The sequence below is a fragment of the Variovorax brevis genome (genome assembly GCF_030317105.1).
In the GTDB taxonomy this organism is placed as follows: Bacteria; Pseudomonadota; Gammaproteobacteria; order Burkholderiales; family Burkholderiaceae_C; genus Variovorax; species Variovorax brevis.
In genome coordinates, this window is the sequence record NZ_JASZYG010000001.1 from 279793 (window position 1) to 294001 (window position 14209).

At 52.7% G+C, this 14209-nt stretch carries 11 protein-coding genes; all 11 read left to right on the forward strand.

Annotated elements, in window-relative coordinates; genetic code table 11:
• Positions 1–51: 51 nt before the first annotated feature.
• The 11 genes from QTI66_RS01115 (at position 52) to QTI66_RS01165 (ending at position 14188) form a co-directional block, all read left to right on the forward strand.
• A complete protein-coding gene (locus QTI66_RS01115) occupies positions 52–2289 on the forward strand; it encodes a polysaccharide biosynthesis tyrosine autokinase (protein WP_286556875.1) in 2238 nt (745 codons plus the stop codon).
• Between the two features lie 24 nt (positions 2290–2313).
• A complete protein-coding gene (locus tag QTI66_RS01120) occupies positions 2314–3723 on the forward strand; it encodes a lipopolysaccharide biosynthesis protein (protein WP_286556876.1) in 1410 nt (469 codons plus the stop codon).
• Positions 3720–4925, forward strand: a complete 1206-nt coding sequence (locus tag QTI66_RS01125) for an O-antigen ligase family protein (protein WP_286556877.1) — start codon at positions 3720–3722, stop codon at positions 4923–4925. Before QTI66_RS01120 ends, QTI66_RS01125 begins: the two co-directional genes overlap by 4 nt.
• A gap of 32 nt (positions 4926–4957) precedes the next feature.
• Positions 4958–6124: a nucleotide sugar dehydrogenase gene (locus QTI66_RS01130; RefSeq protein WP_286557789.1), complete on the forward strand. Its 1167-nt coding sequence runs from the start codon at positions 4958–4960 to the stop codon at positions 6122–6124.
• Positions 6125–6137: 13 nt separating this feature from the next.
• Positions 6138–7418, forward strand: coding sequence for a glycosyltransferase family 4 protein (locus QTI66_RS01135; RefSeq protein ID WP_286556878.1), 1281 nt, complete (start codon positions 6138–6140; stop codon positions 7416–7418).
• Positions 7415–8011, forward strand: a complete 597-nt coding sequence (locus QTI66_RS01140; RefSeq protein WP_286556879.1) for a sugar transferase — start codon at positions 7415–7417, stop codon at positions 8009–8011. The genes QTI66_RS01135 and QTI66_RS01140 overlap by 4 nt, the downstream gene beginning before the upstream one ends.
• Positions 8008–8916, forward strand: a complete 909-nt coding sequence (locus QTI66_RS01145) for a 1-aminocyclopropane-1-carboxylate deaminase/D-cysteine desulfhydrase (RefSeq protein WP_286556881.1) — start codon at positions 8008–8010, stop codon at positions 8914–8916. Before QTI66_RS01140 ends, QTI66_RS01145 begins: the two co-directional genes overlap by 4 nt.
• The gene (locus QTI66_RS01150; RefSeq protein ID WP_286556882.1) at positions 8894–9487 is read left to right on the forward strand and encodes a GNAT family N-acetyltransferase; all 594 of its coding nucleotides are present in this window, start codon (positions 8894–8896) and stop codon (positions 9485–9487) included. The genes QTI66_RS01145 and QTI66_RS01150 overlap by 23 nt, the downstream gene beginning before the upstream one ends.
• A 26-nt stretch (positions 9488–9513) precedes the next feature.
• On the forward strand, positions 9514–10518 hold the full coding sequence (locus tag QTI66_RS01155) for an ATP-grasp domain-containing protein (protein ID WP_286556883.1): 1005 nt from the start codon (positions 9514–9516) through the stop codon (positions 10516–10518).
• Positions 10519–10539: 21 nt separating this feature from the next.
• Complete coding sequence (locus QTI66_RS01160) at positions 10540–11784, forward strand: DegT/DnrJ/EryC1/StrS family aminotransferase (RefSeq protein WP_286556884.1); 1245 nt, start codon at positions 10540–10542, stop codon at positions 11782–11784.
• A 97-nt stretch (positions 11785–11881) separates the two neighbouring features.
• Positions 11882–14188: a VanZ family protein gene (locus QTI66_RS01165; RefSeq protein ID WP_286556885.1), complete on the forward strand. Its 2307-nt coding sequence runs from the start codon at positions 11882–11884 to the stop codon at positions 14186–14188.
• Positions 14189–14209: the final 21 nt, after the last annotated feature.

A 14209-nucleotide genomic window follows, 5' to 3' on the forward strand; every position in this document is an offset into this window, starting at 1 on the left:
CGCTTCGTCTTTTGACAACAAGAACAAACGTCTTACTGAGTTTTCCTGCTAATGAATTCCCCTCAGACGAATGCGCCTGCCGGCGCAGCGCGGCCGGCTGGTGCTGGCGACGAGATAAATCTGCTTGAGTTGCTGGATGTGGTGCTCGATAGCCGGTGGCTGATTGCATCGGTGATGGCGGTGACCCTTATGCTGGGCGCGACGTACGCCTTGTTTGGTACTCCGATATATCAGTCGAATATCCTGATTCAAGTTGAAGACAGCAAGGGTGATCCCATGGGGAGCATGTTGGGGCAGGCGAGTAGCCTCTTCGACATTCGTTCGCCGGCTTCTGCTGAAATGCAGATTCTTCGCTCTCGGCTCGTCGTGGATCAGGCTGTCGAGAACCTTCGGCTGGACGTGGAAGTCAAGCCGCGTTATTTGCCTTTAGTAGGTGAGTGGCTCGCCAAGCGAGCGAAGGAACCGTCCAACCCTGGCATCTTTGGGATGGGTGGATTTGTTAGCGGCAACGAAGTCTTGGTGGTGCAGCAGTTTGAGGTGCCTGGTGATTTGGAAGGCAAGCGCTTTCGCGTTCGCCTCGGCGTGCAGGGTGCCTACGTGCTGATGTCCCCAGACGACGATGTTGTGGGCGAGGGGCAAGTGGGTCGCCCGCTCGCATACATGGTTGATGGCAAGAAAGGTCAATTGCTGATCAGTGAGGCAGTCGGCAATCCCGGTGCAATGTTCAACCTGACGCGCTTCTTCCGCTTGGCGGTCACCGAGGATCTCCAGAAGGATCTCAAAATCACTGAAGAAGGCAAGCAGTCAGGTGTGATTCGCGCCACCCTCGAAGGCGATGACCCGCGCGAAGTGGCGCGCTTGCTCAACGAAATCGGGACGCTTTATGTAAGCCAGAACACTGAGCGCAAAGCGGCCGAGGCGGAGAAGTCATTGGACTTTCTTGGCACCTTCCTGCCGCAGTTGCGCAAACAAATGGAGGAGTCGGAAAGCAAGTTCAATAAGTTCCGGAATAAAAACAGTACTTTTGACTTGAATGCCGAGGGCAAGGCCGTGCTCGATGCAGCGGTCAAACTCCAGACAGATCTGCTTACCTTGCAACAAAAACGCAAGGAGCTGTTGGCGCTCTACACGCCCGAGCACTTCAGTATCCAGACAGTTGACGCGCAGATCGCCAGTATTAGATCGAAACTGGATGAACTCAATCGCACGGTAAAGACGTTGCCCGACATTGAGCAGGAATTGCTGACTCTCACGCGTGATGTCAAGGTAAACAGCGAGCTTTACGTAAATCTGCTAAACAGCTCGCAGCAATTGCGTTTGGTAAAAGCGGGCAAGGTTGGCAACGTGCGCATTGTCGACACCGCGGCCGTGACGAAGATACCGGTGAAGCCGCAGAAAGCGCTTGTGTTGGTGCTGTCTGTAATGCTGGGCTTCCTATCGGGATTGGCGGTGGCCTTTTTGCGCAACAGCTTGCGCGCCGGTCTAAAGGACACGTCTGAGATCGAGCAGCACACTGGGCTGCATGTCTTCGCCAGCGTGCCGCATTCAGACGTTCAGGCCGAACATGCGCTTGATGTGGGAAAAAAGGTGAAGGGCACTCATGTGCTGGCGTTGACCGCGCCGCAAGAGCCCGCGGTGGAGAGCTTGCGCAGCCTGCGCACCGCATTGCAGTTTGCGATGCTGGACGCAGCTAGCAACGTCATCCTGATCACCGGCCCGACGCCGGGCATCGGAAAATCCTTTACAAGCGTGAACCTGGCAACAGTTCTGGGCGCTGCAAACAAGCGAGTGCTCCTCATCGATGCCGACCTCCGCAAAGGGCATTTAAATCAGTACTTCGGCCTACCACGCGAGCGCGGCATGAGCGAAGTGGTGAGCGGCACTCAGACGCTGGAAGATGCTCTGTACCGCGACATGACGCCGAATGTGGACTTCCTGAGTACTGGCATCCTGCCGCCGAACCCCGCGGAACTATTGATGTCACCCGCGACGCTCGAGTTAATCCAAGTCGCGTCGAAGAAATACGATTTGGTGTTGATCGATACGCCACCGGTGCTTGCGGCGTCCGATACCGCCATCCTGGCGCCTCACGCGGGCGCGGTCTTCATGGTTGCCCGCGCAGAAATCACCACATTAGGTGAATTACGCGAGTCGAACAAGCGCTTGTTGGATACCGGCGTGAAGACGAAGGGTGTGATCTTCAATGGCGTAAATGCAAACAGGCGTCGTTATGGGTATGGCGTTGGCTACAAGTACAGCGGCTACCACTACACCAACTATAAATATTGAGCGCCATTGGGAGGCCCAAAGTTGATGTTTGCAAAGATTGCGAGCACCGCATTTGTCTTAGCATCGGGAACGATCGCGGGGCAGATATTTGTCGTAGCTGCATCGCCATTTCTGACACGCCTTTATGGCCCGACGGAGTTTGGCCTTCTAGGTACCTATACGGCGATCCTCTACGTAATCTCGTCAGTTTCGGCTCTGCGATACGAAACAGCAATCCCATTGGTTAAGCAGGAGTCCGAGGCGGAGAGCTTGATGGCAGCCTCGATTTGCATCGTCTTGCTTAGCGCACTGCTTTCAGGATTGGGGGTCTTGACGCTCCGAAAAACTGTTTCTCCCGACATCGCGCGCATCTTTGGTTGGGCGTTACCTATTGGTGTTGTGACACTCGGACTCTATAACGTCGCGTTTTATCGTCGACTCCGAAGCAATGATCACGGGCTAATCGCCAAGACGCGAGTCCTTCAAGCGATCGGCGGAGCATCCGTCCAAATAGGGTTGGGCATTGCCGGACTTGGCGGTGCCGGACTGGTTATCGGGCAGATCGTTGGTGTCTCTGCTGGCCTCTCAAGGTTGAAGGATTTGCCGATCCTCCGAACGATTCGGAAGTGCGACTGGCGTGAGGCAATTGCCCAACTAAAAGTCTATAAGAACTTTCCAAAATACGGAGCGCCGGCCTCCATCATTTCCATTGCGAACACACACGCCCCCACAATTGCAATTGCGCTACTTTTCACGCCAACTGCAGCAGGGCTATATGCTCTAGTTCAGCGCGTACTAATAACGCCCTTTGGTATGGTTTCAAGCGCATTGTCTGCCTCGCTTTTTTCCCATGCGCGTAGCTTCGTCGACAAGGACTCCGACGCCTATGCAGAGCGACTGCTATCGCTCGCCACTGTGCTATCCCCAGTGGTAACTATCGGCGCACTGATCGCCAATGCCTCGTTTCATTTCATCTTCGGAGAAAAATGGGCTTCGTCCGGACTTGTTGCGGCATGGGTAATACTTTTCCTCGCACAAAAGTTCATTTTTGACTCCGCCTTTTCTGTTCTCACGATCAGTAGTCGTCAAAAATCAGGCTTTTATCTGCAGGGAGGAATTTTCTTAGCGAGGCTCGCTGTGCTAATTGGAGCGGCGACTTTCGCGGAATTCCCGATCGCGTTGTTTGCTTTCTCAGTTGTCACTACACTCAGTTACTTTTGCGCCGCTCATGTCGGATTTAGACGCCGCGGTTCCACGCGACCGCTGCAATTGGCCACCGGTGCTGTCGACTGCATCTTTCCGTACTTGGTTGTGCATGCCGCGCTGAGCGGAATCTGGAGCACATTCGCTTCAGTCTGCGTCTCATACGTATTGTGGGCTGGATGCCGGGTCTGGTCGTTTGCAAGGGATCTTAGAAAGGTGTCTTCACAAAACGCGGATTGCGAAGTGAAATGAGCAAGCAAATCTGCGCGCTCCTGCTGGCCACCTTCGTATATCTAATGCTGGTATCCGGCGGAGTCATCCCATATGCAGATGGAGATGCCGTCAAGGCTGGTGTGAAAGGTGGGATGCTCGTGATCGTGATATTCCTCGGCATCTTCAATCCCATCTCGCGCTCTTCATTGGCTCTGATTGCCACGTTCCTGTGCTTCGGACTCATATTCATGTGCTTGGGTCTGCTTCACTCGAGCAATATCTCTTATGCACTAGAGAAGATCGACGGAGCATTACTTTGCTCCGTAATTGTTGCACTGGTCATAGAAAAAGGCTATGCCCGCTATGGGGAACAAGAATTTCAAGCCGCCTTCTTATGCTGCGCTCTAATCATTCTCATTGCAACCATCGCCTACAAAGTGCAGTTCGGTTTATTCGATCGGCAAGTTAAATTTCTACTTAACGGTCCGATCGTTTATGGCTGGCTGATGGGCTTTTGTGCGCTTCTGTCACTGAATTTATGGGAAGAGCGACGCAAAGTTTTCTGGGGATTGTTGTTAGTCGTGTTCATATGCGCGTTGCTTTGGACTGAATCGAAAGGAGCAGCCGTTGCATTTGCAGTTGCCGCTTTTGTCCTTCTCCTCAACTCGTTGCGAAAAAATCTCAAGTACGTACTTCTTGGGGTGCTGCTTTTGACGGTCGTTTATGTCTTGTTCTACGACCAGCTGATCTATCTGTTCATGGAATCGCGCTTCGCTGCGGTTGCACGCGTACTGACAGGTGAAGTGGCTGACGTAGACGATGGCTCAATCGGGGTGCGCTCATTGCTCGCTGAACATGCCTTGGAAGATTTCAGGGCCCATCCGTTTTTGGGTATCGGACTAGGAGAATTCAGTTATGACTCGTTCGTGTATCCGCACAATCAGCACCTGGAAATATTCACCGAACTCGGCATTTTCGCTGGTATGGCACACATCGGGTTCGTCATGCTCGCGCTGTTTCGCGCTGGCCGCCTGAATCGGGCGGTCATTTTATTTTTTGTGGGAGCGTCGGCGTTCAGTGGAGATGTCTCGTATTTGAGATTTTTGTATGCCTTTTGTTTGCATGCTCAATTCAGATGCGAGGCAAACACGAGCAATCAAACTGACTTGGACTACGCCGCTTCGATATCTGCATCAGAAGAGGGTGGCATCTACGCCCGAATGCCCAAACAAAGCTCTTAATGAATAGTTACTATTGAATTTCAAAGATGAAGATAAAGATTGCGATCGCTGGCTTGGGGTATGTTGGACTTTCTAATGCGTTGCTGCTTGCGCAGCACAATGACGTCGTTGGAGTTGACACCTCGCTTGAAAAAGTGGAACTTCTGTCCAAAAGAATTTCACCCATTAATGACCCTGAAATTAGCCAATTCCTTGAAAATGAGGAACTTTCATTTCATGTCACAATGGATAAAAAATCTGCCTTCCGCGACGCAACATTTGTGATCGTGGCGACCCCCACGGACTATGACGAAAAGTCAAACCAATTTAACACAAAGTCCGTGGAGACTGTGATTCGGGATGTAATTGAAATTAATCCGGATGCAGTTATTGTTATCAAATCAACAATCCCGGTCGGCTTCACTGAAACGCTAAGGAAGCGGCTGGGTTGTTTTAATGTTATTTTTTCACCAGAGTTTTTGCGAGAAGGTCAAGCGCTGTATGACAATCTGCACCCCTCACGCATTGTCGTTGGCGAAAAATCAGAGCGCGCAGCGCTTTTTGCGAGGTTGTTGAAGGAGGGGGCCGCCAAGGAGGATGTTGAAATCCTGCTAACGGACTCTACGGAAGCGGAAGCTATTAAGCTGTTTGCAAATACGTTTCTTGCAATGCGAGTCGCATATTTCAATGAGTTAGATACCTACGCAGCAACGCATGGCTTGGACACCAGAAGCATTATCCAGGGCGTTTGCCTTGACCCTCGCATCGGTATTCACTACAACAATCCCTCCTTTGGGTATGGCGGATATTGCCTTCCGAAAGATACAAAGCAACTCCTTGCGAATTACAGCGATGTGCCCCAAAACCTAATTAATGCGATCGTCGAGTCAAATCGGACGCGTAAGAACTTCATCGCGGATAGCATCGTCGAACTCAATCCAACTGTTGTCGGAGTCTACCGATTGATCATGAAGAGCGGGTCAGACAACTTCCGTGACTCAAGTGTGCAGGGCATCATGCGACGTTTAAAAGACAAAGGCATTGAAGTCATTGTTTTTGAGCCTGCTCTGAAGAGCCCAGAGTTCTTGCAATGTGAGGTCGTAAACGACTTGGCGAAGTTCAAGGCGCGCTCCGATGTCATCGTAGCTAATCGCATCACAAGCGAGATTTCCGACACGGCCGCGAAAATCTACACGCGCGACCTTTTTGAGGCAGATTGAAATCTCGAAAAAAATGAGAATTACCTACCTCCATCAGTACTTCAATACGCCGTCGATGTCAGGCGGAACTCGATCATTTGAAATGGCGCGCCGTCTTGTTGCAATGGGCCATGAAGTGAACATGATTACGTCTTGGCGGAAACCTGACGGACGAAGAGATTGGTTCACCACTAATGAAAGCGGTATTCAGGTTCACTGGCTTCCTGTTCCTTATTCCAACAATATGTCCTATGCCGAAAGGTTAAAGGCTTTCTTTCGATTCGCGCTGTTATCGGCAAAACGTGCAGCACGCTTGGAAAGTGATCTGATCTTCGCAACTAGTACGCCTCTGACGATTGCGCTGCCGGCAGTATACGCGTCGCGTAAACAACAGAAGCCGTTGGTCTTTGAGGTGCGTGACCTCTGGCCAGAACTGCCGATTGCAATGGGTGCGATCCGAAATCCTCTTGTGAAGGGTGCCGCGAAACTACTCGAGCGGTGGGCGTATCGCAACTCTCAGGCTGTCGTCGCCTTATCACCTGGAATGCGAGACGGGGTCACAAAAGCAGGCTACGCGTTGGAGCGAGTGGCGGTAATACCCAATAGCAGTGATACGGGTGTCTTTAATGTCGATGCTAATGAGGGTCGGCGCATCCGTGACTGTCGTCCTTGGTTGGGCGAGCGCCCGCTATTATTGTATCCAGGCACTTTTGGAAAAATTAACGGCGTTGGCTATCTAGTGGACATAGCGAAACGCCTTAAAGTGAAAGCACCGGAGGTACGAATTCTTTTAGTGGGCGATGGTTTCGAGAAGGCTGCGATTGCTGAGGCGGCAGTGCGTGAGGGGGTTCTTAACAACAACCTTTACATTGAGAATTCGCTCCCAAAAAAGGAAATGCCGGCCCTGTTTTCTGCGGCCAATGTTATTTGCAGCCTATTTTTAGATATGCCCGAGATGCGTGCAAACTCAGCAAACAAGTTTTTTGATACTCTTGCTGCTGGCAAGCCTTGCCTTCTCAATTACGGCGGCTGGCAATCGGATCTTGTACAGACTGCTGGGGCTGGTTTGGTCACGTGGGGAATGTCTATTGACGTGGCAGCCGACGAAATAGTTCGCCGCATCAAAGACGACGCTTGGTTGAACCAAGCTGGAAAAAATGCGCGAAACCTTGCGGACGAATATTTCTGCCGCGACGATCTTGCAGCGCAACTCAATGCTGTACTCCAACTCGCGTCTAAAAATCGCGGATACGAGGCTTCTCGCATTTCCCCTGGGCACTATTCAATACTGCCAGTTGTTGAGGCCGTTGCATGAAACGCTCGATGGACCTGCTTGGATCTATTATTGGTATTTTAATTTTAGCTTTGCCGCTGATGCTCCTCAGTGCGCTCGTGCGGTGGAAGCTAGGATCGCCCGTATTCTTCTCTCAAGAGCGACCGGGCCTTGATGGTATTCCGTTCAGGATGTACAAATTCAGAACAATGACAGACTCGCGGGATGCCGATGGGCGGCTTCTCCCAGATGCCCAACGCATGACTCCGTTAGGACGGGCATTGCGGGTAACTAGTCTTGATGAATTGCCTGAGCTCTGGAACGTCGTCAAAGGCGATATGAGCTTAGTTGGGCCTCGTCCTCTGCTCATGGAGTACTTGGGTTTCTACACGGACGAAGAGAAATTGAGGCATTCGGTCCGTCCTGGAATTACTGGGTTGGCGCAAATAAACGGCAGGAACACTGTGACGTGGAATGATCGACTGGCATGGGATATTCGCTACGTAAGGGCCCAAACATTCACGCTGGATGTAAAGATCATTGCTATTACGATCTGGAAGGTATTCAGGCGCGATGGTGTTGTCGTAGTTCCGTCAACTCAATTCAAGAAGCTGAGCGAAGAGCGTTCTAAATGATGCCAACGGTTTGTTTGCCATCGCCGATTTATCGCGCAGATTCCCTGTCGAAACTGTGGAATGTGGATTTATGGCTTAAACGCGATGACTTAATTCCTCAATTCCTTGGCGGTAACAAAGTTCGAAAGAACGTCAGGATATTGAGTCATGCATTTGAGCGAGAGGGAATTCCGGATTTGTTGATCACCAATGGCGGTGCTCAGTCAAATCACGCAAGAGTCTTGGCACTTTTAGGAGCCCAAATCGGATGCGCTGTTCATCTGGTATTGCATGGCGAACGTCCTCCTGACGGATTGGGGTGTGGAAATTCATTTTTTTACGATGCCGCTGGCGCAAAAAGCACCTATGTTGCGAGCACAGATATTGGCGCAAAGATCAGCGAAATTGCGGAGGAAGCACGATCTGTAGGAAAGCGCGTCCTAGTAGTTCCGGGAGGTGGCCACTCGTTGGAGGGTGTAGAAGCCTATGCGGACGCTGTTTCGGAATTGCCATTTGAGCCCGATTTTATTGTCGTGGCATCTGGTACGGGAGGTACTCAAGCAGGCCTAATTGTTGGTGTGACTCGCAGCGGCATGAAGACTCGTGTAATCGGCATTTCTGTCGCGCGCGAACACGACCGAGGCGCAAACGCGGTGCGCGCTTTGCTTTCCAACGATCTCGGTGGCGATTTAATTGAGTTCAAAGATGACTATCGATTTGGCGGCTATGAATTATCAAGCCCCGAGTTGGTGGATTTTTTGAAGGCGGTCGCGCGCGTTGAAGGGTTACCGTTAGATCTGACGTACACGGGAAAGGCGATGTTCGGGCTTTCTCGACTGCTACTTAGCGGAGAGATCGGAAAAGGTTCGAAAGTTGTGTTTTGGCATACAGGTGGGATGCTCAATGCGAATTGCCGTCGTCAGTGAGATTGGCCTTATGAAGAATCGAAGAAGTTTGGTTGGTAGCCGTACAAAATTGGTTGCCCTTGAGCGGCATCACCTTTCCAGGCGCGTCGAATTCATAAACGATGTGGCAGTTCAGGAGACCTTGAATTTTGACTACCCCACGTCTGTTGCGAAGACAGAGGCGTGGTTTGCGCGGACTCTATTGGATCGGGCGCGGGTCGATTTTGCACTAGAAGACGTTAAAACATCCGAGATCATCGGATTTTGTGGGTTGCTAGGTATAGATCGAAGTGTGCGGAAAGCGGAGTTGTATATATTTGTTGGCAACAAAGTTTATTGGGGTCAAGGATTCGGGCGTGATGGTTACAAATTGCTAGTGAATTATGGTTTCAGCGAACTTGGACTTCAAAGAATTTACCTGTATCAACTAGCTGATAACTTGCGAGCTGTCACTGCGACTGCAGCCTTGGGATGGGTAAATGAAGGCCTCCTGCGCAAGAACATCTATTCTCACGGGCTTTTTAAAGATCAACTGATTCTGTCGCTTTTGAGGTCTGAATGGGAAGGCCTCGATTTTTATGACGAAATTTGATTTTCACTTAAAGTGAATAAACAGAAATGACAAATATCTTGTTGAGTTGCGCTGGTAGACGCCACTATTTGGCCGAGTATTTTAGAGCCGCACTGGCAGGAAGGGGGCGGCTTATCGGGGCGGATATGGATTTGTCGGCTTCCGCACTTACGGCTTGTGATGCACAGTATGAAATGCCGCCGGTGTTTTCGCCGGATTATATTCCTGCGTTGAAAGAGGTTATACGTAAGGAGAACGTTCGTGCGGTGTTCCCGTTGAATGACCTTGAACTGTTTGCACTTGCCAAGTCGCGGAGCGAGATTGAAGACGAAACTGGCGCCTTTCTCTATGTTCCTTCGGAGCAAGCTCTCGAGATTTGTTCTGATAAATGGCAGACGAGGGCTTTTCTAACCAAAATCGGACTTCCGTCTATTCCCACGTTCCTTACTGTCTTCGATGCTTTACAAGCAATTGCAGACGGTCATGTATGCTACCCACTAATTGTCAAGCCTAGATGGGGTAGTGGATCTATCGGTTTATTTCGTGTGTATGACGAAGAAGATCTACTCAATGCGTTTGTTGCATGTGAGGTCGCTATTAAGAAGAGCATTCTGTCAGCCATTGGTTCGGAAAACACGGTAGTCATTCAAGAGATAGTCCAGGGGCCCGAATACGGACTGGACATTCTTTACGGGAATGACGCCGAGTTGATTGGTTTTGCCGCAAAGCGAAAACTTGCTATGCGAGCTGGCGAGACTGACAAAGCAGTGACCGTGGCGCCAGATGCTTTTGTGGAGTCGGTGCGAAAGATTCACGCAAGCATGCCACATCGCGGGAATTTGGATTGCGATTTTTTGGAAAAAGATGGTGAGCTTTATTTGCTTGAATTCAATCCTCGTTTTGGGGGAGGGTACCCGTTTACCCATCTTGCTGGTGCAAATCATATTGAGATATTGATCAGTAGCCTTGAGGGGCGGAGTCATCGCCCTTATAAATATGCGATAGGCAGCGCTTATGCGAAATGCGACACGCTCGTGAATGTGTCAATTTAAAATGGAACAAGCCATTACAGCATGCTAAATACGTCTTTTTCTCCTTGGCCTAGTTTTACTCATGAAGAGGCTTCAGCAGTTCAGCAGGTAATTTTAGCTAATAAGGTTAATTATTGGACCGGTACTGAATGTCGCACGTTTGAGCGAGAGTTCGCCGAATGGGTCGGCACGCAATATGCGGTGTCGCTATCAAATGGCACGCTGGCGCTTGATATCGCACTTAAGGCCCTTGGTATTGGCCCAGGCGACGAAGTGGTTGTAACGCCGCGCACTTTTATTGCCAGCATTTCATGCGTGGTCAACGCTGGTGCCACGCCCGTGTTTGCCGATGTTGATGATGTCAGTGGCAACATTACTCCCTCTACCATCACCCCCGTTCTGACGCCTCGTACCAAGGCCGTAATTTGCGTGCATTTGGGTGGTTGGCCCTGTGACATGGACGGAATCATGGCGCTGGCGGACCAGCATGGCTTGAAAGTGATTGAAGATTGCGCCCAAGCGCATGGCGCTCGCTACAAAGGCCGGAGTGTCGGGTCGATTGGTCACATTGGCGCTTGGAGCTTTTGCCAAGACAAGATCATGACGACCGGCGGTGAGGGCGGGATGGTTACCACCAATGATCGCCAACTGTGGTCTGCTATGTGGTCATTCAAGGACCACGGCAAGAGTTGGGAAGCTGTGTATGAAATGGAGCATCCGCCGGGCTTCCGTTGGGTCCACGAAGGCTTCGGTACGAACTGGCGCATGATGGAAATGCAGGCTGTTGTTGGCCGCATCCAGTTGCAACGCATGGCTGACTGGACCGCGAAGCGGACGAAGAACGCGGAGGCGATCCAGGCAGCCTGTCGTCCCTATTCAATTGTTCGTGTTCCAGATTTCGAAACGGCAGGCGCAGGAAGCGTTCACGCCCATTACAAGTGCTACGTGTATTTGCGCCAAGCGGAACTGAATGAAGGCTGGACGCGTGATCGCATCGTCTCGGCCATCACGGCCGCGGGCGTGCCTTGCTTTCAGGGCTCGTGCTCGGAGGTGTACCTCGAAAAGGCGTTCGACAACACGGGATGGCGACCCGCCGAGCGTCTTGCAGGAGCGCGTCGCCTAGGGGACGACAGCCTCATGTTCCTAGTGCACCCGACCTTGACGAGCCTTGAGATCGACAAGACATGCGCGGTCATTCAGGGCGTGCTTCAAGAGGCGAGTGCCAATTGTCAAATTGACGTTGAAGGTGAAAAAATTTTGCCTGAGATGGTTGACAGTTGTCTCTGATAGTCATGTTTGCCCGTCAACATGTGCTTGCCTGCCGGCACGGCGGGTGAATTCACGCAACAAGAAAATGTCGACTCTGGACAGGCTCAAGACTCGAATGAACGCTGCAACTGCAATCTCAAAATTCAAACGCTGGGCATTCTTCGTCGCCGGCATTGGTGTGCTTGTACTCGCGCTTATCCCAAAAGTACCTGACGGGATTCCTTCGACCGGTTGGGACAAGTCCAACCACATGCTGGCGTTCGCTGTACTGGGCCTTCTTGGCCGCATCGCGTATCCTGGGCGATTAGTCAGGGTGCTTTTGGGCTTGTTTGCGTATGGTGGTTTGATCGAGATTTTGCAGGCGTTCACACCCGAGCGCCAAGCGGAATGGACAGACTTCTTTAGCGATAGCCTTGGCCTTGGATTTTCTTGCTTGCTGGGTGCGGCACTCGATTGGCGGCCGCTCGAAAAATCCGTCGGGCCGGTGCTTGGCCTATCTCGCACGACCAAGCGCGTTGTTGCCTTAGCCGTCGACGCTGGTTTGTGCGTGCTCACAGTGCGGATTGCGTTGTCGCTTCGCTTGGAAGAGTGGGTCACTCTGGCCGGAAACTATTGGTGGGCCGTAGTTGGCGCTCTGGCGTTGGCGCTACCTCTGTTTGTGATCTTCGGCCTGTATCGCGCTATTTTCAGATACGGCGGCGGAAGCGCCGTAGCTGCGATCTGGCATGCCTCGCTCATCTACGCGCTCATGTATGCGATGGCATTCACTGTGGTGGGTGTAGAAGGCGTGCCGCGCACGGTCGGGTTGATCCAGCCGCCCCTTCTGCTAGTCGCCATCGCCGCATCACGCGCCATTGCGCGGAATTGGCTCGGTGGCAGCTATCAGCCAAAAGTGGCACGCGCAATGCTCCCCCGAGCGTTGATTTACGGTGCCGGCTCTGCAGGTCGCCAATTGGCTGTAGCGCTTGCGAATAGCCCGGACATGCACGTCGTCGGATTCGTGGACGACGACGATCGCTTGCATGGCGGCAACATCATGGGCTTGCGCGTCTACAGTCCAAGCAATTTGGGCGATCGCATTCGCGGACTCAAGGTCGGCACCATCTTGCTGGCCATTCCATCTGCGTCGCGCAAACGGCGCAACGAAATACTGGAAACCATCCTCGCAGCACAGGTGTCTGTGCGCACGTTGCCCGGTCTGACCGACCTTGCCAACGGTCGCGTTCAAACCAGCGACTTGCGTGAACTCGAAATCGACGACTTACTCGGGCGCGATGCCGTGCCCCCCAATCGCGAACTGCTCGGTAAGAACATCAAGGGCAAGGTTGTGCTCGTGACTGGTGCCGGTGGCTCCATTGGCAGCGAACTGTGCCGGCAGATCCTTAAGGCCGGGCCCGACACCTTGCTGTTGGTCGAGAGGAGCGAATACGCGCTTTACGCCATTCATGGCGAACTGCAGCAATTGCTCGCCGTTGTGCAAAGTGCGCCGCACATGCGCGTGGTGCCGCTGCTCGCATCGGTGCGCGAAGAAAGCCGTATGCGCGAGATCATGCGCACTTGGCGCCCCCACACGGTGTACCACGCCGCCGCCTACAAGCACGTGCCGTTGGTGGAGCACAATCCGGCCGAAGGCGTGAAGAACAATGTATTCGGCACCTTGGTCACAGCACGCATGGCGGCGGATCATGGCGTGGACGACTTCGTGCTGGTGAGTACCGACAAGGCCGTGCGTCCGACCAATGTCATGGGCACCAGCAAGCGCGTGGCCGAGATGGCGCTACAGGCGCTGGCCGAGAAGTATTCGAAGACGCCGGGGAGCACGCGGTTCTGCATGGTGCGTTTTGGCAATGTTTTGGGCTCGTCCGGCTCGGTGGTGCCGTTGTTCCGCCAGCAAATCAGGGGAGGCGGCCCGATCACGCTGACACATGAAGACATCACGCGCTACTTCATGACCATTCCCGAAGCGGCGCAGCTGGTGATCCAGGCCGGCGCAATGGGGAAGGGCGGTGAGGTGTTTGTGCTCGACATGGGGGCGCCCGTCAAGATCGTCGACTTGGCGCGCCGCATGGTGGAAATGTCGGGCCTCACTGTGGCTGACGCTGCCAACCCCGAAGGCGATATCGCCATTTGCATCACCGGGCTGCGGCCCGGAGAAAAGCTGTACGAAGAGCTGCTCATCGGCGACAACCCCTTGGCGACCGAGCATCCGCGCATCATGAAAGCGCACGAAGATTTTCTGTCCTGGAGCCAATTGGACATCCGTCTCAAGACGCTGTCGGGCGCGCTGGACGTGAACGACGTCCCCAAAATCCGACAGTTGCTGCAACTCATTGTGCTGGGCTACCGACCTGACGGCGCAGTCGTAGATTGGGTACACATGGAGCAACTCGCGACTCAGCGCGCACGACCGCTGGTGGCGTGAGCTTGTGCGGGACCAAATTGC

Bases quoted from the DNA above. Each gene is read 5' to 3' on its own strand.
- QTI66_RS01120 (WP_286556876.1), top strand. From the start codon at position 2,314: ATGTTTGCAAAGATTGCGAGCACCGCATTTGTCTTAGCATCGGGAACG.
- QTI66_RS01165 (WP_286556885.1), top strand. From the start codon at position 11,882: ATGAACGCTGCAACTGCAATCTCAAAATTCAAACGCTGGGCATTCTTC.
- QTI66_RS01140 (WP_286556879.1), top strand. From the start codon at position 7,415: ATGAAACGCTCGATGGACCTGCTTGGATCTATTATTGGTATTTTAATT.
- QTI66_RS01125 (WP_286556877.1), top strand. From the start codon at position 3,720: ATGAGCAAGCAAATCTGCGCGCTCCTGCTGGCCACCTTCGTATATCTA.
- QTI66_RS01115 (WP_286556875.1), top strand. From the start codon at position 52: ATGAATTCCCCTCAGACGAATGCGCCTGCCGGCGCAGCGCGGCCGGCT.
- QTI66_RS01160 (WP_286556884.1), top strand. From the start codon at position 10,540: ATGCTAAATACGTCTTTTTCTCCTTGGCCTAGTTTTACTCATGAAGAG.
- QTI66_RS01150 (WP_286556882.1), top strand. From the start codon at position 8,894: ATGCGAATTGCCGTCGTCAGTGAGATTGGCCTTATGAAGAATCGAAGA.
- QTI66_RS01145 (WP_286556881.1), top strand. From the start codon at position 8,008: ATGATGCCAACGGTTTGTTTGCCATCGCCGATTTATCGCGCAGATTCC.
- QTI66_RS01155 (WP_286556883.1), top strand. From the start codon at position 9,514: ATGACAAATATCTTGTTGAGTTGCGCTGGTAGACGCCACTATTTGGCC.
- QTI66_RS01135 (WP_286556878.1), top strand. From the start codon at position 6,138: ATGAGAATTACCTACCTCCATCAGTACTTCAATACGCCGTCGATGTCA.